Origin of the sequence: Falsiruegeria mediterranea M17 (assembly GCF_900302455.1) — a bacterium.
GTDB lineage: Bacteria > Pseudomonadota > Alphaproteobacteria > Rhodobacterales > Rhodobacteraceae > Falsiruegeria > Falsiruegeria mediterranea.
This window is the reverse complement of sequence record NZ_ONZG01000008.1, coordinates 171,349-188,014: the sequence shown is the minus strand read 5'-3', so window position 1 is coordinate 188,014 and position 16,666 is coordinate 171,349. Positions and strand designations below refer to the sequence as shown.

Here is a 16,666-nt window from a genome sequence, read left to right as displayed (position 1 = left end):
TCACCTATACCCTTGGCATTGGGCGCAAATTCAGCGAGGCATTTTCCGGTGCCTTGACCCTTGGATATGAATCCTCGACCGGGTCGACCCAATCGGATCTGGGTACGACGGACGGGTTCTGGAGCGTGGGCCTGGGCGGCACCTATTCGCTGGAGAAGGCCAAAATCACGGGCGGCGTGTGCTACACCGATCTGGGCGACGCAATCACCAACAACGGCGCGCGCTTCACTGGCAACAGCGCGTGGTGTGTCGGGTTGCAAATGACTTATGCGTTAATCTCAACGTCGCCATCCAAAAGCGCAAGTTTCGGGTCGCACCGGAGCTTGCGAAAGGTCAATGTGCCGGATATGACCGAGCAAAAATCCATGTCCGCCCGCGCCTGGGCCGAGTTGTTCCTGCTGGCCCTGATCTGGGGCGGCTCCTTTTTAGCCATCCGCGTTGCTCTGGACGAGGTGCCTGTGATCACCTCGGTGCTGCATCGCACAGGGTGGGCAATGCTGGTGCTGTGGGGTGTGATTTTTGCCATGCGGCTGCCCATCCCGCGCGCGCCGCGCATCTGGGGTGCGTTTCTGGTGATGGGGCTTTTGAACAACGTCATACCCTTTGGCCTGATGGCCTGGGGGCAGCTTTACATCGAAACCGGGCTGACCTCGATCCTGAATGCGGCCACGGCGATTTTTGGCGTTCTGGTGGCGGCTGCGATCTTTGCCGACGAGCGGTTGACCGCGCGCAAGATCATCGGTGTGGGGTTGGGTTTTCTGGGGGTCGCCGTGGCCATCGGCTTGCAGAACTTTACCACCTTCAACATTCAAAGCATCGCGCAAATCGCTATTATCGCAGGCACTTTTTCTTACGCATTGGCCAGCGCATGGGCCCGCGCCAAATTGGGCGATCTGCCCCCACAGGTGGCCGCAGCAGGTATGTTAACCGGATCAACCATCGTCTTGCTGCCAGCCGCGTTGCTGATAGACGGCCCGGTTTCCATGTCGCTGCAAGCCGACACTTGGGCCGCCATCGGATACTACGCGATCATCGCCACAGCCGGGGCCTATCTGCTCTATTACCGTGTGTTGGCGATGGCGGGCAGCGGCAACCTGATGCTGGTTACACTCGTAATCCCGCCCGTGGCCATCGTTCTGGGCGCATATGTGCGGGGCGAGACGCTGATGCCACAGGCCTATGTGGGGTTTGCCCTGCTGGCGGTGGGTCTGTTGATCCTGAATGGCACGATTGGACGCCCACGCAATTGACCCCGCCTGCCCTGCACTCTAGCAAGGGCGCAACGACTTAGGACGATGGACGGCGGGACATGATTTACGGCTCGGCTCAGGACTGGCGCGCGGCGGCGCGCAAAAAGGTGCTGTTTTTTGGCATGTCGGGGCTGGGCAAGACCTATGTCTCGAACATCCTGCGCGATACGGGCGACTGGTTCCACTACTCGATCGATTACCGCATCGGCACCCGCTACATGGGTGAATACATCACCGACAACGCCAAGGCCGAGGCGATGAAGGTGCCATTTTTGCGCGACCTGCTTCTGTCCGATTCGATCTATATCGGGTCAAACATCTCTTTCGAGAACCTGACGCCTGTGGCGACCTATCTGGGAAAACCCGGTGACCCCGCGAAGGGCGGGTTGGAGATCAGTGAATATCACCGACGCCAAGAGCAGTTCCGCCTGGCCGAAACCCATGCCCTGTTGGACACCGAATACTTCAGCGACAGGGCCGAGCGTCTCTATGGCTATCCGCATTTCATCTGCGACACCGGCGGGTCGATCTGTGAATGGGTGGATGCCGATAACCCCGACGACCCGCTGCTGTCCGAACTGTCGAGACACACACTGATGATCTGGATCAAGGGCGACGAGGCCCACACCGAGGAATTGATCCGCCGGTTCGACAAGGCGCCCAAGCCCATGTCGTATCAGCCCGCCTTTTTGACCCGCGTCTGGGATCAATACCTGGTCGAGCAGGACTGTGGCCCCGACGAGGTTGATCCCGATGCCTTCATCCGCTGGACCTACGCTCAGGCGCTGGCGCATCGCCAACCCAGGTACGAGGCCATGGCCCGCAACTGGGGCGTCACGGTAACCGCCGACCAGATCAGCGCAGTGCGCGATGCATCCGATTTCGAGGATGTGATTGCGCAAGCACTTGAGGCCAAAGACCAGACCCCCTAGGTTCCCCCATTCATCCGCAACGAAAAAAGCTGAAACGATGCCCATCAAGATCCCTTCCGACCTGCCCGCCTATGATGTCCTCACCAAAGAGGGTGTCATGGTCATGTCGCCGGATCAGGCGGCGCGTCAGGACATTCGCCCGCTGCGCATCGGCCTGCTCAACCTGATGCCCAAGAAGATCCAGACCGAAAACCAGTTCGCGCGTCTGATCGGCGCCACGCCCTTGCAGATCGACCTGAGCTTGATCCGCATGTCGGAGCACCGCACCCGCAACACGGCTGCGGAGCATATGGTCGAATTCTATCATCCCTTCCAGGAGATCAAGGATCAGAAGTTCGACGGGCTGATCATCACCGGCGCGCCAATCGAACATCTGGAGTTCGACGCCGTCACCTATTGGGACGAGCTGCGTGAGGTGATGGATTGGACGCAGACCAACGTTCAGTCCACCTTTGGCGTCTGTTGGGGTGGGATGGCGATGATCAACCATTTCCACGGCGTCAAGAAACACATGCTGGATGCCAAGGCGTTTGGCTGTTTCCGGCATCAGAACCTTGATCAGGCCTCTCCTTTCCTACGCGGGTTTTCCGATGATTGCGTCATCCCGGTCAGCCGCTGGACTGAAATGAAACAGGCAGAAATCGACGCGGCTCCGGGCCTGAAGACGCTGTTGGGCAGTGACGAGGTCGGCCCTTGTCTGGTCGAAGACCCGGATCACCGGGCGCTCTATATTTTCAACCATTTCGAATATGACAGTGACACGCTGAAGCAGGAATACGACCGCGACGTGGCCAATGGCACGTCGATCAACGTGCCGATCAACTATTACCCCGATGACGATCCCAGCCGCGCCCCGCAGAACCGTTGGCGCAGCCACGCGCATCTGCTCTATGGCAACTGGATCAACGAGATTTACCAGTCGACACCGTTCGACATGGATCAAATTGGTTCTTAAGGCACTGATATCCCTTCTGATCCTGGTGGTCGCGGGCGTCGCGATCACCCAATGGAAGGCGGCCCGGAACGAAGCCAGGGCCGAGGCCAGCCATCCGCCGCCGGGGCAGTTCATCGACGTCGACGGGATCAAGATACACGCCTTGGTGACCGGCAACGGCCCTGATCTGGTGATGATCCACGGGTCTAGCGGATCCACCCGCGACATGAGCTTTGCCCTGGCGCCCGCCTTGACCGAGCGCTACCGCGTGATCCTGTTCGACCGGCCGGGGCACGGGTTCTCTGACCCGCTGCCCAGGGGGCGTGAAACGATCAACGATCAGGCCCGTTTCCTAAGTGCTGCGGCAGCGCAGTTGGGCGCCAAGCAGCCAATCGTGATGGGCCAAAGTTATGGCGGCGCGGTTGCTTTGGCCTGGGCGGTGCAATTCCCTGACCGGCTTTCGGCGTTGGTTCCGGTTTCGACCCCGTCCACCCCTTGGACGACGCCCTTGGACCCCTATTATCAACTCGTCACCTCGACCTTTGGCAACCTTTTGGCGGTGCCGCTGATCACCGCCTTTGTCCCCGATACCCGGGTCGAGGCGACAATGACCGAGGTCTTTGCCCCCCAAGCCGTGCCCGAAGGGTATCTGGATCACTTCAATCCACGCCTGAGCCTGCGCCGCAGCGCCACCCGCGCCAATGCGCGGCAAAGGGCGAACTTGTTGGATGAAGTGACGGCGCTCTACCCCCGATATCCTGACATCTCGGTGCCAACCGAAATCCTGCACGGGGATGCGGATGACATCGTAAGTCCCTCGCTGCATTCAGAAAACCTGGTTACGCAGATACCCGGAGCGGTATTAACCCTGCTGCCGGGCCTGGGCCATATGCCGCAACATGTCGCCGTACCCGACGTCGTCGCCGCGATCGACCGCGCCGCCGCGCGTGCGGGTTTGCGTTAAGTCGATTAACATTACATAGTGGGCGGAAACAAAAGCAATAATCCCGGAGGCACCCCCGATGGCCCGCCCAACCCACGGTGAGATCACCAGCTACCTCAACGATGACGCTCCGCAGGATATCCGCAAGCTTGTGCTGGACGCGGGCAAAGGTGACATCCTGACCACAAGTTATCCCTACGACGACCGGATGGACCGCAAGGACTATCAGAAGCGGATGGATGCGCTGCAGATCGAACTGGTCAAGCTACAGGCCTGGACCAAACAGACCGGCGAGCGCATCGCCATCTTGTTCGAAGGGCGCGATGCGGCTGGCAAAGGCGGCACGATCAAACGGTTTCGCGAAAACCTGAACCCGCGCGGCGCGCGTGTCGTGGCCCTGGCCAAACCGTCGGATGCGGAACGCAGCCAGTGGTATTTTCAGCGCTATGTCGAACACCTGCCCTCGGCCGGGGAAATCGTGTTCTATGATCGCAGCTGGTACAATCGCGGCGTGGTGGAAAAGGTGTTTGGCTTTTGCACCGACGAAGAGCGCGAGCGTTTTTTCCGTCAGGTATTGCCTATCGAACATGGGCTGGCGAACGACGGGATAAGGATGTTCAAATTCTGGCTCAACGTGGGCCGCGCCGAGCAATTGCGCCGGTTCCGGGATCGCGAGGGCGATCCACTCAAACAATGGAAGCTCAGCTCGATTGACGTGCAAGGCCTGCACAAATGGGACGACTACACCAGCGCAATCCAGGAAACCCTGCTGCGATCGCATTCCGACAGCAACCCCTGGACCATCGTGCGCTCGGACGACAAAAAGCGCGCGCGCATTGCGGCGATCCAGACGGTGCTGAGCCAGCTGGATTATGACGGCAAGGACTTGGACGCCGTAGGTGAACCCGATAAGACCATCTGCGGCGGGCCGGACATCTGGGATGCCTAAACGCGGTTATCATCACGGCAATCTGCGCCAGGCCCTGATCGAGGCGGCGTTGAAGCTGATCGAAGAAAAAGGGCCCACCGGCTTCACCCTGTCCGAGGCCGCCAAGACCGCGGGCGTGACCCCGGCTGCCGTCTATCGTCATTTCGAAGGCCGAGAGGACCTGATCGCCGAAGCTGCGCGTCAGGGGTTCGATATGTTCGCGGAGCTGATGCAATACGCTTACGATAAAGGGCAACCCTCTGCCCTGGCCGCCTTCGAGGCGACGGGTCGCGCATACCTGGCCTTTGCCCGGCGCCATCCAGGGCATTACATTTCCATGTTCGAAAGTGGCATTTCGGTAAACCGCACGCCCGAACTGGCCGCCGCTGCCAACCGGGCCAAAGCGGTTCTGGAACGCGCGGCCGGGGAACTGTCGGAGCACATCCCGGCCGAGAAACGCCCGCCCGCATCGATGTTCAGTGCCCATATCTGGGCGATGAGCCACGGCGTGGTTGAGCTCTATGCCCGCAACACTGGGACGGCTTCGCCCTTTCCCCCCGAGGACCTGTTGGAAACCGGCATTGGCATCTATTTGCGCGGGCTTGGTTTGATCCCTCATGATTGAGACCTGCGCTTGTGGCCACTCCTTTGACCTTCTAACGTGTTTGTGAACTGACTCATGGGAGAGGAAGCCAGATCGTGAGCCGACTGATTACCAATACCACTCTGATACGACGCGATCGTCTTCGTCAATTGAAGGAAAGGGAAAGCGGGTGGCATGATCTGCAATTCATCAAGGCCATCGCCCCAAAACACCGAAGCCGTTGCATCGACCTGCTGGATCATGGCCATTCCCAGATCCGCCAAGACTTGTTCGCACTGGCGCAACTTGACTTTAAGATGGACGGATACTTCGTTGAATTTGGGGCAACTAATGGAGTTTCCCTAAGCAACACCTGCCTTATGGAGCGGGAATTTGGCTGGACCGGCATCCTGGCCGAACCCAGCCGGGGCTGGCATGAAGAGCTCCGCCAAAACCGCACTGCCACCATCGACACCCGCTGTGTCTGGAAGGAAACCGGTTCGACTGTTCAATTCACCCAAGCGCGACGTGAAGTGAACTCGGCAATTAGTGAATTTGCCTCGGCCAAAGACAAGCTGCGCGGGTCGAGCTATGAGGTGGACACGATTTCGCTCAACGATCTGCTGAGTGAACATGGCGCGCCCGAACACATCGACTATATGTCGGTCGATACCGAAGGCAGCGAGTTCGACATCCTGCAGGCGCTGGATTTCGACCGCTGGTCGTTTGGGGTGCTGACGGTCGAACATGCCCATCTGCCACAGCAGGACGACATCCACGCCTTGCTTAGCGCCAAGGGATACAGGCGTGTGTTGACCGAGCTGTCGATGTTTGACGATTGGTATATCCTAGCCAACTGATTTTCCTTTGACCAGAAACCGGGTAAAAGCCGCGCAAACAAGCCACGGCAGGCAATGACATGAAGATCAGCATCATTATTCCGTCCCGAGAACGGGCACGCTATCTGGGAGCGTCGATCCAGACCGTGCTGGACATAGATGACCCCAACATCGAGTTGATCGTCGCAGACAACGCCTCTGTCGACGGCACCGATCAGGTTGTTGCGGGCTTTGATGACCCGCGTTTGATCTATCTGCCGTCAAACGCGCGCGTTTCCATGCGTGAAAATTTCAACCGATCCGTTCTGGCCAGTACCGGCGACTATGTCATCGTTTTTGGTGACGACGACGCGATCCTGCCTCGGCAGTTTCCCTACCTGCGCCGACTGCTTGAAGAACACCGTCCAGATGGAGTGAGTTGGTTCAAGGCCACCTATGGCTGGCCGATCGAAGGGTTCGGAGACAAGACAGGCGGCATCCGTTTTTATCGAGACGACTGTTTTGGCGCCCCCCAACCCTATGATCCAAAGGATTATCTGAACAATCTGCTGCGCTGCGAACTTGCACAGTTGAATCCAACACCAAACACCTACCACGGCTGTGTCTCTCGAGCTTATTTTGAGGCACACAAACCGTCAGACGGGGTCTTGTTCGACAGCACAATCCCGGATGTGAATTTTCAATATCGCAGTATCTACAATGGGGGACACTTTTTGCACTTGCGCCACCCGTTTACGATTAACGGATACAGCCCGGCCTCGACCGGCACCGCGCATTCCAACCCCAAGGAAGGCAGCGAAGGTGACAAGATCGGCAAAAGCTTTGCGGCGGAAAACAAGGCCGACCCCTACGACGACATCATCGACCACGCGCTTACAATCCAGTTGGTGTTCTTTTCAACATTGGAGACCTTGCGAACGCGCGGCGGGTACGACACGCCTGCCCCTGATTACGCACGTTGGTACAATTACGCTCTGAACGCAGCACGTTCGAAACCTGCCGAGGCCGAACGGATCGACAAGATCCTTGCGGACTATGCCGACCAAACCGGCACCCAGGCACAGTTGTTGACTGCACGCGCCATGCCGGTTCGTTCGAAACGCACGTTGGCGGAACGATGGGCACGCGTGCAATCACAGTTCCAGTCCTTTCGCTTGTCCGCCGAGATGGACGGTGTGAACACCGTGCATTCCGCAACCCGCGTGATGGATGCAGTTCTAAGCGATGACTACGGCACAATTCTTGATGGCGGTGAAACGAAAAACGGCGCCTGGGCCAAAGCCAAGCGCCGTTCCAAGAACTTCAAACGACAGCTATGATACCCGCTTGAGGAACCCATCGTGCGCGACGGTAATCTGCAACTTGTCGGGGATGTCTTTGTCGATCTCGAATTCAGGGTGGGATTTGAGGTAGTCCCAGACGGCGGTTTTGGGATTGTCACCTTTGCCCCAAGGACGGTCGGGATAGGTATCTTCGGCCATATCCTCGATCAACGTGTCAAAGACCACGCAATAGCTGCCCACGGACGTCAGTGGTGCATAGGCTTCCAGCTCGGCACGGACGTGATCATGGGTGTGATTGCTATCCAGACAGACCAGAATACGGCTGTAATCCTTGGCAAATTCCTGAACGCGGGCAATGATTTCAGGGTCGATCGACGACCCCTCGATCATCTCGATGCGGGATCGCATCGAGTGCGCATCGATCGCCGCCCGGTTATGGGCGCGAATATCGACATCGACCCCCAAAACCTTTCGTTTCGATTTGGCCGGATCCAGGGTTTTCCCCTCTTGGATCGCTTCTTCCATGTCCATCAGCGCAAGCATCGAGGCTGAGAAAATCAGCGACCCGCCATGCGCGATCCCCATCTCGACAATCAGGTCCGGTTTGATCTCCCAGATCAGCTCCTGCATCGCCACGATGTCTTGCGGGTACTGAATGATCGGACGATCCATCCAATGATAGTTATAGGAGTATTCGGCAACCGCCGACGCTCGCAAGAAATCGAGACCCGGTTTGGTCAAGGCCTCGTTCTGGCGCATCACGGCGATGCGTTCGGGAATGTCAGATTTGAAGTCGCTCATGCGCCCACCTCAACATATGTATAAGCGTTGTTGGACATGGATTTGATTTCCTCGGTGTAGTTCGGGTTCATGACCAGGATACGGGCATCACCAGAGAGCTGCGGCAGCAACTCGTCCGGGGCACTGACCCGCAAGCCGGTGCCAGCCAGATGTTTGCCCTGTTTGGCCGGGTTGATGTCGATGATACCTGCCACGGGGCGCCCTGCCCGCGCCCGCAACATGGAATAAATCAGCCCCTTGGACGCGCCGCCCCAGACGACATCGCGGTCGGTGGTATTTCCGGCCTCAAGGCTGTCGGTGAAATCAGCCGGAAAGCGCACCGGAGCATCCGGGTCGTAAGATGGGTAACGCAGGCTGGCAAGATCGCCGATCACATACAGGTACTGACCGCCAAAGCAATTCCCGGCGGCCACGACCCGGCCAAAGATCTTGTGAAAGTCGCTGAGCCGGAAATAGTTGACGTGCTCATAAAAGAAGTCGAACCAGGCCTTGTTTTCACCAATCCAGTCGAGGCACGGCACCTCGATATAGATCAGCCCCTGCCCACCATTGGCCTCGGCCAACTGCATCAGAAAATCGACCGGGTCCTGTATGTGTTCGAGCACATGGCGCAACACCAGTCCGTCGCCGTTCATGCCGACCTCGGGCCCGAAATAAACCTTTTCGATACGTGGGTCGTCACCTTCATAGGTCGGGTCAAAACCAGTAATTTCAGCCCCGCGATCTGCGAGCATCTCGAGGAACGTGCCCTTGCCGCACCCCACCTCGATCAGTCGATCACCCATTTCCGATCGGATCAGATCAGCGGCCCAATCAAGATGTGATTTGAACGGGGCCGAATTGGCCTGCTCGTTCTGATAGGCCGCGTCGTATTCCATCAAATCCGGGTCAAAGGCAGCGTTGTAGACCAGCCCTGTGTTCAGATCCTCGACAATTCGTATTTGCCCACGCGGACAGGCCAGCGCATCCTGGGCCGTGTCGTACATGCGGTTCTGAAAGATCGGAAAATCCGCTGCTTCATATAATACACGCTGGGTCATACGGGGTCCTTTGGCTGACGCACGCCAATCACGACCGGTGGATCGGTCAGGTTGTCGGGCCGTGCGCCGAAGTTCAAGAGATCACGCCGACCATACTGATCCGCGATCTGTTCCGCCAGAGCGCGCACGGTGATCCCTTGTCCGCTGGCGATATTGCTGGCACCGGTCCGGTCGCTGAATGCATCGTCGAGCAAGAGCGCGGCGGCGGCATCCACATCCATGAAATCGCGCAGCTGGGTCCCGCTGGTCAGATCGGCCCGTTCGCTCGCCTGCATCTGCTGATGCAGATAGGGCACCAACCGGCGCGGGTCTTCGCCCTGTCCATACAGGTAGAAAAGCCGCGCCCAAAGGAAGTCCATCCCCATCTGCGGCGCCAGCTTGTTCAAGGCGACAAAGACAGCGGCCTTGGCAGCCGCATAAGGTGTGAGCGGGTCAAGCGCCGTGTCGGTACTCAGCTCTCCGCCTGTCAGGTCATATTCGAAACAGGTGCCCACGCCCACAAAGCGCCGCACACCGGCCCGTGCCGCACCTTTGGCCAGGGCCAAGGTCCCCGCAAGGCAATCCAGGTTCTTGTCCGAGGTCAGATACTTGCCAGGCTCGGCATACCACGCCACGTGCAGCACCATGTCGACATCTTGACAGACTTCTGCCCACCAGTCGGCGGATTGAGAAAAGATGTCTTCTATTTCAACAACTTGCGAAGCACCCTTCACCATCCGTCCCGGGCGGATCACACAGATCGGTGCGATGCCACGCGCCCCCAGCCCCCGCATCACCGCCTGCCCGACAAAGCCGGTGGCGCCGGTCAGCAGAACGCAGCTCATCCCAGTACCCTAAGCTCGGGTACGGCGGTTACAAACTTGGTGCCCGCATCAGCCAGCGCCTGGTTTTGCGCCATGATCTCGGGCCCGATGTTCCATGGAAAGATCACCAGGTAATCGGGACGGTTCGCCCTTAGCGCATCGGGGGCCAGGATCGGGACATGACTGCCCGGCATCAACATGCCCTGTTTCGACGGCGCAGCGTCACAGACAAACGGCACCAGATCGGGCTTTACCCCGCCAAAGTTCATCAACGTGTTGCCCTTGGCCGCAGCACCATAAGCGGCCACGGATTTGCCCTCGGCCCTGGCCTGCAACAGGAACCGCAAAAAGTCGTTCTTGACCTGTTCGGCCTTGGCCTGAAACGCGGAGTAATAGGCATCGGTGTCCATGCCTCGCGCTTCTTCCTCGGCCCGCAGCGCGGCGACGGCCGGGGTATCTTGATGATCCGCCTCGGCCCGGCAGGCATAGATGCGCAAGCTGCCCCCATGGGTCGGCAACTCTTCGACGTCAAAGACCCGGCAGCCCGCAGCGGTCATTATGCGTTCGACCGCCAGCAGCGACAGGTACGAGAAATGCTCGTGATACACTGTGTCGAACTGATTGAATTCGACCAGACGCATGAGGTGCGGAAATTCCAGGGTGATCACGCCCTGTGGTTTCAGAACCTCGCGCAGACCACGGGTAAAGTCATTGATATCAGGGACATGGGCATAGACATTGTTGCCCAGAACCAAATCGGCCTTGGGCAGATCCCGCGCCATATCTTCCCCAAAAAAGGCCTGCAACACCGGCACGCCCAACTCTTCGGCGGCCTTGGCGGTGCTTTCCGTGGGCTCGACCCCCAGACACGGAATGCCAGCCGCGACAAAGTTCTTGAGTAGATAACCATCGTTCGAGGCAACCTCGATCACGTGACTATCCGCATTCAATCCCAACCGCTTGGTGATCATGTCCACATAGAGCGCGGCATGATCCAACCAGCTGCGCGACGTGGACGAGAAATAGGCGTAATCGTGGGTGAAAAGCTGATCGGCCTCGGCAAAATCCTCGGTCTGAACCAAACGGCACTTGGGACAGGCCTTGATCCGCAGGGGAAAGGTCAGCTCAGGCTGCGACAACCCTTCGGACGAGACATAGGCGTTGGACGGCGGCGCATGGCCCAGGTCCAGAAATTCCAGCGTCAGCGGGGTGTTACAATGTCGGCAGGTTTGGGTCATAGCGCTGTGCACTCCGCCAGTGGTGGTAGGTTTTGGTCACGGTCCGACAAGACCGTCACCGGACGGCGCCAAGCGATGCCCAAATCGGGATCCAGCGGGTTCACCCCGCCTTCGTGCCCTGGCGCATAGGCTGTCGAATGGCAGTATTGCAATTCGGTGTCGTCACTCAGAGTCTGAAACCCATGTGCAAACCCTTTGGGCACATAGATTGCGTTTAGCGCGTCCTGATCCAGCAACACATGGCAGTGTTGGCCATAGGTGTCCGATCCGGCGCGCAAATCCACGATCACGTCAAAGGCCTCCCCGCGCAGGCAACGCACCAGCTTGATCTCGGCGGCCGGTTCGCGCTGAAAGTGCATGCCCCGAAGGGTTCCGGCCTCGCGGCTGAGTGAGACATTCATCTGCACCCAAGTGGTGTTCAGACCCTGGGCCGCGAATTCGTCATCACAATACATCCGGGCAAAGAACCCGCGGTCGTCCTCGCGGCGCTCCAAATGAATTTCATAGGCCCCTTTCAGGGGAAGAGGTTCGAACTTCATGGTGCACCAAACTCTGCAATCTGGGCGCGCGTCACGGACAGAGGATCAGCTCCCTCGTGCACAGCATGATACCATTCCACCGATTTGGCCAAGCCACAGGCAAAATCCCATCGCGGGGCATACGCAAGATCGACCCGCGCCTGTTCGATGCCCAGGCTAAGCAACGAGGCCTCATGGCGCGCATTTGGATCGGATTGATCCAGCCATTCCCCGGGCCAGAGCGCCAAGGCTCCTTGCACAAGATCACCCACCGCTTTGACATCATGTGTTTCGGGCCCAAAATTGTAAGCATCGGCCACTTGTTCGGCGGCGGACATGCGTTCGGCCAGCCGCATATACCCTGCGAGCGGCTCCAGCACATGCTGCCAGGGGCGCCGTGCATATGGGTTGCGCACCGGGATCGGCTGGCCTGCTGACAGCGCGCGGACAATATCCGGCAGAATGCGGTCCGCGGCCCAATCACCGCCGCCAATAACATTTCCGGCGCGCGCAGAAACCACTTGAACAGGATGATCCATAAAGAACGACTTGCGGTAGCTGGCAATTGCGATTTCACATGCCGATTTCGATGCGGAATACGGATCATGGCCGCCCAACCGGTCACCTTCGCGGTAGGGGTGCAGCCATTCGCGGTTTTCATACACCTTGTCGGTGGTGATCATCACAGCCGCGCAAGGGTCATCCAACTGACGCAAAGCGTCCAGCACATGCACCGTGCCCATCACGTTGCTATCCCAATTGGCCACCGGATCGTCATAAGACGCGAGTACCAGCGGTTGAGCCGCCAGGTGAAACACCACGTCCGGGCGCGCCTCGGCCACTCGGTCGCGCACCAATTTCGCGTCGCGGATGTCCCCGATCCGGTGATCGAGTTTGTCGGCCAAACTCAGTTGCTCAAACAGCGCGGGCGTGGTGTCAGGCTCGAGCGCCAGTCCGAAAACCTGCGCTCCCAGATCATGCAGCCACAGCGACAGCCACGAGCCTTTGAACCCGGTGTGCCCCGTGACTAAAACCCGTTTTCCGGCCCAGAAACTCATGAGCGCAACGGCTCCCAGATCTTCCAGGGCGCTTTGCCGGACGCCCAGAGTTCTTCGAGCTGGTTCTTATCGCGCAACGTATCCATTGCCATCCAAAATCCAGAATGCTTCCAAAGGCTTAACTGCCGATCTTTAGCCAACCCTTCAAGAGGTTCTTTTTCGAAAACCATCTCGTCCCCATCCAGTCGATTCAAGATAGAAGGTTCGCAAACCATAAAGCCGCCGTTGATCCAGCGGTTGTCGCCTTGCGGTTTTTCCTGGAACGAGGTCACACGGTCGCCATCGATCCCAAGCGCGCCGAACCGCCCCGCTGGCTGAATTGCGGTCACGGTAGCTTCGGTCCCCTGAGCGCGGTGGAAATCAACCAGAGCGGACACATCCACATTCGACACGCCGTCGCCATATGTCAGGCAAAAGGTTCCGTCCAGATAGGGCGCCACTCGCTTGATCCGTCCCCCGGTCTGGGTCAACTCTCCGGTATCGATGAGCGTGATTTTCCACGGTTCAGCCGTCTGGTTATGAACCTCCATCGAGTTGTCCGACAAATCTATGGTCACATCCGACATATGCAGGAAGTAGTTCGCAAAATACTCCTTGATCATGTAGCCCTTGTAACCACAGCAGATCACGAACTCATTGATGCCGTGGTGCCCGTACAGTTTCATGATGTGCCACAGGATCGGACGGCCACCGATTTCGATCATCGGTTTGGGCCGCAGGTGGGATTCTTCACTGATGCGTGTCCCCAGTCCCCCTGCAAGAATGACTGCCTTCAAAATGTCTCTCCCGCTGCCTGCGATTATCAAACCTCTTGTATCAAGGCGTTACACGGAACGCACCAGGGCAACAACCATTCCTGACAAAAGTGGCGGAAACCCCCTAGCGGATATGGGCAGGTCTGAGATTTGCCTCGACCGTGATCAGGTCCATTTCGCCCAGGCCCTTGATCTGATGTTCGCCAAAATCGCTGATCTGGAACTCGTCGATCAGGTCGAATTTCATCTCTTCGGGTGCCACGATACCCATCGGATCTGCCATCATCTGCAACCGTGAGGCCATGTTCACCGCCGGGCCAAAGACGTCATAGACGTACTTCTGTATCCCCACGACAGACCCCACAGCGGCCCCCGTTCCAAGCCCGATCCGTGCGCGCCACGTGTGCTGATGGCTTTCATTGCGCCGCTCGAGATAGCGCAGAAACCGGACCGCGCAATGTGCCACAGCCGAAGCATGCTCGGGGGCGGGATCGGGCATACCACTAACGGCCAGATAGGCGTCACCGATGGTCTTGATCCGCTCGCAGCCGTATTGCTCGACGATGCGGTCAAAGGCGGTGAAGATGTCGTTGAGTTCGGCCAGAGTCACCGTCGGGTCCGTCTTGGTGGCAAACTCGGTGAAGTCGACAAAATCCAGCATCACCACCGAAACCTGCGTGTACAGCTGCGGTGTGACCACGCCAAAGGTCTTGAATTCCTCATAGACGGAACGCGGCATCAGGTTCAGGAGCAGCTTTTCCACCCGCTCCTTTTCGCGCTCCAACTCGCGCGTGTTCCGCTCGACCATTGTGGAATAGCTGTCGATCATCGATTCCAACTCGCGGATACGGGTGATGTTCTGACATTCCACCACCAGAAGACGCTGATCCCCCGATCGCGTGGCCGAGATGGACACCGCAATGACCAACGTCCTGCGTTTGCGCTTGAGTTCGACCTCTCCGGTAAACACACGACCCTCGGCTTCGTCTTCACCCAGGTCTTCGGGCGAGAGTTCCTCGACCAGTTCGCTCATCCTGGTCATTTGATCCGGTGTCCCAAACCAATCGCAGAACGGCTTGTTTGCAAAGATGATCTCGTGACTGACACCATCCAGGATGGCCACACCGACCCCGATGGACCGCAACAGTTTTTCATTGATGGCGGCAATGGTCATCCGGCATCTGCCGTGACAATGATCGCGCGTTTGCTTTCGATCTCGTGCAACACATAATCCACATCCGCAGGCTTCATGCCGTGATCGCTAAGCGCCTCGGACAACAGCCGCCCCATCTCGTCAAAATCCGAGTGCGAGATATTCAGTTGTGCATGAACCGCCCGCAGCCGGTCATCGGAAAAGGACACCGGCCCCCCCACCAAAGAGGAAATGAACTTGGTCTGATGATCCATCAGGCGCGGCATGTCGACGTCGGCGAAATAATCGCCGATCTCATCTGAATCGAGCGCCATCTCGTAAAAGCTCATGACGATGCGGCTGATGGTTTTGAAACCGCCGTACTTCTCGTACACCGTTGTGCCCATAACAAATTCCGCCAATATTCATGCAATATGCATGCACATTAGGCCGAACGGGCCCTCAAATCAAATTGAGACCCAACCGGGCACTGAAACGAAAAAGGGCCACGCGCTTGCGTGGCCCCAATCTGTTCGAAAATTCCAGAGCTTAACGCTTGGAGAACTGGAACGAACGACGCGCTTTGCGCTTACCGTATTTCTTACGTTCCACAACGCGGCTGTCGCGGGTCAGGAAGCCGGCGGCTTTCAGTGCACCACGCAGAGCGGGATCATAAAGCTGCAGCGCCTTCGAGATGCCGTGCTTGACCGCACCGGCCTGACCGGTCAGGCCACCGCCCTTGACGGTTGCGACAACGTCGAATTCGCCTTCGACACCAGCAACCTGGAACGGCTGGCGCAGGATCAGCTGCAGAACGGGACGTGCAAAATAGATGTCCTGGTCCTTGCCGTTCACGGTGACCTTGCCGGAACCCGGCTTGATCCAAACGCGAGCAACAGCGTCTTTACGCTTGCCGGTGGCGTACGAGCGGCCCAGGTCGTCACGCACGGGTTCGCGCAGGACGATTTCTTCGGCCACGGTTTCAACGCCTGCAACGGCGCTCAGCTCTTCGAGAGTATTGATCTGATCAGCCATCGGTCATTAGCTCCGGGTGTTTTTCTTGTTCATGGATGCAACATCCAGAACTTCGGGCGACTGGGCTTCATGCGGGTGCTCGGCACCGGCATAAACGCGCAGGTTGGTCATCTGGGTACGGGCCAGACGGTTGCCCGGCAGCATGCGCTTGACCGCCTGGGTCACGACGCGCTCGGGATGTGCACCCTCGAGGATCTGCTGCTTGGTGCGCGACTTGATGCCGCCCGGGTGACCAGTGTGCCAGTAGAAGTTCTCTTCGCGCTTCTTGCCGGTCATCTGGATCTTGTCAGCGTTGATCACGATGACATTGTCGCCCATGTCCATGTTCGGGGTGAACGACGCTTTGTGCTTGCCACGCAGGCGCATGGCGACGATCGAAGCAAGACGGCCCAGAACAACGCCCTCGGCGTCGATCAGGATCCACTTCTTGTCGATGTCTGCAGGTGTTGCAGAAAAGGTTTTCATGGCAGGATAGTCCTGTTTGATGTGAAAGAGCGGCCCAAATGACCGCCCCGAATTCGATGGATGGGTTCTATGTGCACCCGATGATCACGTCAAGAACCGGAAACCTTATTTTATACAGCAATTTCAATA

General features: G+C 58.2%; 19 protein-coding genes. 8 read left to right on the top strand and 11 right to left on the bottom strand.

Features of this window, described 5'->3' with window-relative positions:
• Positions 1–347 precede the first annotated feature (347 nt).
• The 8 genes from TRM7615_RS16395 (at position 348) to TRM7615_RS16360 (ending at position 7,728) form a co-directional block, all read left to right on the top strand.
• Complete coding sequence (locus tag TRM7615_RS16395; RefSeq protein WP_108789624.1) at positions 348–1,250, top strand: DMT family transporter; 903 nt, start codon at positions 348–350, stop codon at positions 1,248–1,250.
• A 59-nt stretch (positions 1,251–1,309) separates the two neighbouring features.
• Complete coding sequence (locus TRM7615_RS16390) at positions 1,310–2,182, top strand: ATPase (RefSeq protein WP_108789457.1); 873 nt, start codon at positions 1,310–1,312, stop codon at positions 2,180–2,182.
• Between the two features lie 37 nt (positions 2,183–2,219).
• A complete protein-coding gene (metA, locus tag TRM7615_RS16385; protein WP_108789455.1) occupies positions 2,220–3,137 on the top strand; it encodes a homoserine O-acetyltransferase MetA in 918 nt (305 codons plus the stop codon).
• A complete protein-coding gene (locus TRM7615_RS16380) occupies positions 3,073–4,080 on the top strand; it encodes an alpha/beta fold hydrolase (RefSeq protein ID WP_108789453.1) in 1,008 nt (335 codons plus the stop codon). Before metA ends, TRM7615_RS16380 begins: the two co-directional genes overlap by 65 nt.
• 58 nt (positions 4,081–4,138) lie before the next feature.
• The gene (ppk2, locus tag TRM7615_RS16375; protein WP_108789451.1) at positions 4,139–5,008 is read left to right on the top strand and encodes a polyphosphate kinase 2; all 870 of its coding nucleotides are present in this window, start codon (positions 4,139–4,141) and stop codon (positions 5,006–5,008) included.
• A complete protein-coding gene (locus TRM7615_RS16370) occupies positions 5,001–5,612 on the top strand; it encodes a TetR/AcrR family transcriptional regulator (RefSeq protein WP_108789449.1) in 612 nt (203 codons plus the stop codon). The genes ppk2 and TRM7615_RS16370 overlap by 8 nt, the downstream gene beginning before the upstream one ends.
• 74 nt (positions 5,613–5,686) lie before the next feature.
• Positions 5,687–6,430, top strand: a complete 744-nt coding sequence (locus tag TRM7615_RS16365; RefSeq protein WP_108789447.1) for an FkbM family methyltransferase — start codon at positions 5,687–5,689, stop codon at positions 6,428–6,430.
• A gap of 59 nt (positions 6,431–6,489) precedes the next feature.
• Complete coding sequence (locus tag TRM7615_RS16360; RefSeq protein WP_108789445.1) at positions 6,490–7,728, top strand: glycosyltransferase family 2 protein; 1,239 nt, start codon at positions 6,490–6,492, stop codon at positions 7,726–7,728.
• On the opposite strand, the gene TRM7615_RS16355 is transcribed toward TRM7615_RS16360, so the two are convergent.
• The 11 genes from TRM7615_RS16355 to rplM form a co-directional block, all read right to left on the bottom strand.
• Positions 7,723–8,493, bottom strand: coding sequence for a cephalosporin hydroxylase family protein (locus tag TRM7615_RS16355; protein WP_108789443.1), 771 nt, complete (start codon positions 8,491–8,493; stop codon positions 7,723–7,725). The genes TRM7615_RS16360 and TRM7615_RS16355 overlap by 6 nt on opposite strands.
• Positions 8,490–9,533 (bottom strand): class I SAM-dependent methyltransferase, encoded by a 1,044-nt coding sequence (locus TRM7615_RS16350; RefSeq protein WP_165821455.1) that lies wholly within the window; start codon positions 9,531–9,533, stop codon positions 8,490–8,492. Before TRM7615_RS16350 ends, TRM7615_RS16355 begins: the two co-directional genes overlap by 4 nt.
• Positions 9,530–10,357: an NAD-dependent epimerase/dehydratase family protein gene (locus tag TRM7615_RS16345; RefSeq protein ID WP_108789441.1), complete on the bottom strand. Its 828-nt coding sequence runs from the start codon at positions 10,355–10,357 to the stop codon at positions 9,530–9,532. The genes TRM7615_RS16350 and TRM7615_RS16345 overlap by 4 nt, the downstream gene beginning before the upstream one ends.
• Complete coding sequence (locus tag TRM7615_RS16340) at positions 10,354–11,574, bottom strand: class I SAM-dependent methyltransferase (RefSeq protein ID WP_108789439.1); 1,221 nt, start codon at positions 11,572–11,574, stop codon at positions 10,354–10,356. The genes TRM7615_RS16345 and TRM7615_RS16340 overlap by 4 nt, the downstream gene beginning before the upstream one ends.
• Positions 11,571–12,113 carry a dTDP-4-dehydrorhamnose 3,5-epimerase gene (gene rfbC / locus TRM7615_RS16335; RefSeq protein WP_108789437.1) on the bottom strand — a complete coding sequence of 181 codons (543 nt, stop codon included), beginning with the start codon at positions 12,111–12,113 and terminating at the stop codon, positions 11,571–11,573. Before rfbC ends, TRM7615_RS16340 begins: the two co-directional genes overlap by 4 nt.
• Complete coding sequence (rfbG, locus tag TRM7615_RS16330) at positions 12,110–13,150, bottom strand: CDP-glucose 4,6-dehydratase (protein WP_108789435.1); 1,041 nt, start codon at positions 13,148–13,150, stop codon at positions 12,110–12,112. Before rfbG ends, rfbC begins: the two co-directional genes overlap by 4 nt.
• A complete protein-coding gene (rfbF, locus tag TRM7615_RS16325; protein ID WP_108789433.1) occupies positions 13,147–13,926 on the bottom strand; it encodes a glucose-1-phosphate cytidylyltransferase in 780 nt (259 codons plus the stop codon). Before rfbF ends, rfbG begins: the two co-directional genes overlap by 4 nt.
• A 103-nt stretch (positions 13,927–14,029) precedes the next feature.
• Positions 14,030–15,079: an adenylate/guanylate cyclase domain-containing protein gene (locus TRM7615_RS16320; protein WP_108789431.1), complete on the bottom strand. Its 1,050-nt coding sequence runs from the start codon at positions 15,077–15,079 to the stop codon at positions 14,030–14,032.
• Positions 15,076–15,444 carry a group I truncated hemoglobin gene (locus TRM7615_RS16315; RefSeq protein ID WP_108789429.1) on the bottom strand — a complete coding sequence of 123 codons (369 nt, stop codon included), beginning with the start codon at positions 15,442–15,444 and terminating at the stop codon, positions 15,076–15,078. Before TRM7615_RS16315 ends, TRM7615_RS16320 begins: the two co-directional genes overlap by 4 nt.
• Positions 15,445–15,586: 142 nt before the next feature.
• The gene (rpsI, locus tag TRM7615_RS16310) at positions 15,587–16,072 is read right to left on the bottom strand and encodes a 30S ribosomal protein S9 (protein WP_108789427.1); all 486 of its coding nucleotides are present in this window, start codon (positions 16,070–16,072) and stop codon (positions 15,587–15,589) included.
• A gap of 6 nt (positions 16,073–16,078) precedes the next feature.
• Entirely contained in the window at positions 16,079–16,537 is a 459-nt protein-coding gene (gene rplM / locus TRM7615_RS16305; RefSeq protein ID WP_108789425.1) for a 50S ribosomal protein L13, read from the bottom strand.
• Positions 16,538–16,666: the final 129 nt, after the last annotated feature.

What these genes read in the sequence shown, in the direction of transcription:
- TRM7615_RS16395 (WP_108789624.1), top strand. Translation starts at nt 348, where the DNA reads ATGACCGAGCAAAAATCCATGTCCGCCCGCGCCTGGGCCGAGTTGTTC.
- TRM7615_RS16390 (WP_108789457.1), top strand. Translation starts at nt 1,310, where the DNA reads ATGATTTACGGCTCGGCTCAGGACTGGCGCGCGGCGGCGCGCAAAAAG.
- metA (WP_108789455.1), top strand. Translation starts at nt 2,220, where the DNA reads ATGCCCATCAAGATCCCTTCCGACCTGCCCGCCTATGATGTCCTCACC.
- TRM7615_RS16380 (WP_108789453.1), top strand. Translation starts at nt 3,073, where the DNA reads ATGGCAACTGGATCAACGAGATTTACCAGTCGACACCGTTCGACATGG.
- ppk2 (WP_108789451.1), top strand. Translation starts at nt 4,139, where the DNA reads ATGGCCCGCCCAACCCACGGTGAGATCACCAGCTACCTCAACGATGAC.
- TRM7615_RS16370 (WP_108789449.1), top strand. Translation starts at nt 5,001, where the DNA reads ATGCCTAAACGCGGTTATCATCACGGCAATCTGCGCCAGGCCCTGATC.
- TRM7615_RS16360 (WP_108789445.1), top strand. Translation starts at nt 6,490, where the DNA reads ATGAAGATCAGCATCATTATTCCGTCCCGAGAACGGGCACGCTATCTG.
- TRM7615_RS16355 (WP_108789443.1), bottom strand. Translation starts at nt 8,493, where the DNA reads ATGAGCGACTTCAAATCTGACATTCCCGAACGCATCGCCGTGATGCGC.
- TRM7615_RS16350 (WP_165821455.1), bottom strand. Translation starts at nt 9,533, where the DNA reads ATGACCCAGCGTGTATTATATGAAGCAGCGGATTTTCCGATCTTTCAG.
- TRM7615_RS16345 (WP_108789441.1), bottom strand. Translation starts at nt 10,357, where the DNA reads ATGAGCTGCGTTCTGCTGACCGGCGCCACCGGCTTTGTCGGGCAGGCG.
- TRM7615_RS16340 (WP_108789439.1), bottom strand. Translation starts at nt 11,574, where the DNA reads ATGACCCAAACCTGCCGACATTGTAACACCCCGCTGACGCTGGAATTT.
- rfbC (WP_108789437.1), bottom strand. Translation starts at nt 12,113, where the DNA reads ATGAAGTTCGAACCTCTTCCCCTGAAAGGGGCCTATGAAATTCATTTG.
- rfbG (WP_108789435.1), bottom strand. Translation starts at nt 13,150, where the DNA reads ATGAGTTTCTGGGCCGGAAAACGGGTTTTAGTCACGGGGCACACCGGG.
- TRM7615_RS16320 (WP_108789431.1), bottom strand. Translation starts at nt 15,079, where the DNA reads ATGACCATTGCCGCCATCAATGAAAAACTGTTGCGGTCCATCGGGGTC.
- TRM7615_RS16315 (WP_108789429.1), bottom strand. Translation starts at nt 15,444, where the DNA reads ATGGGCACAACGGTGTACGAGAAGTACGGCGGTTTCAAAACCATCAGC.
- rpsI (WP_108789427.1), bottom strand. Translation starts at nt 16,072, where the DNA reads ATGGCTGATCAGATCAATACTCTCGAAGAGCTGAGCGCCGTTGCAGGC.
- rplM (WP_108789425.1), bottom strand. Translation starts at nt 16,537, where the DNA reads ATGAAAACCTTTTCTGCAACACCTGCAGACATCGACAAGAAGTGGATC.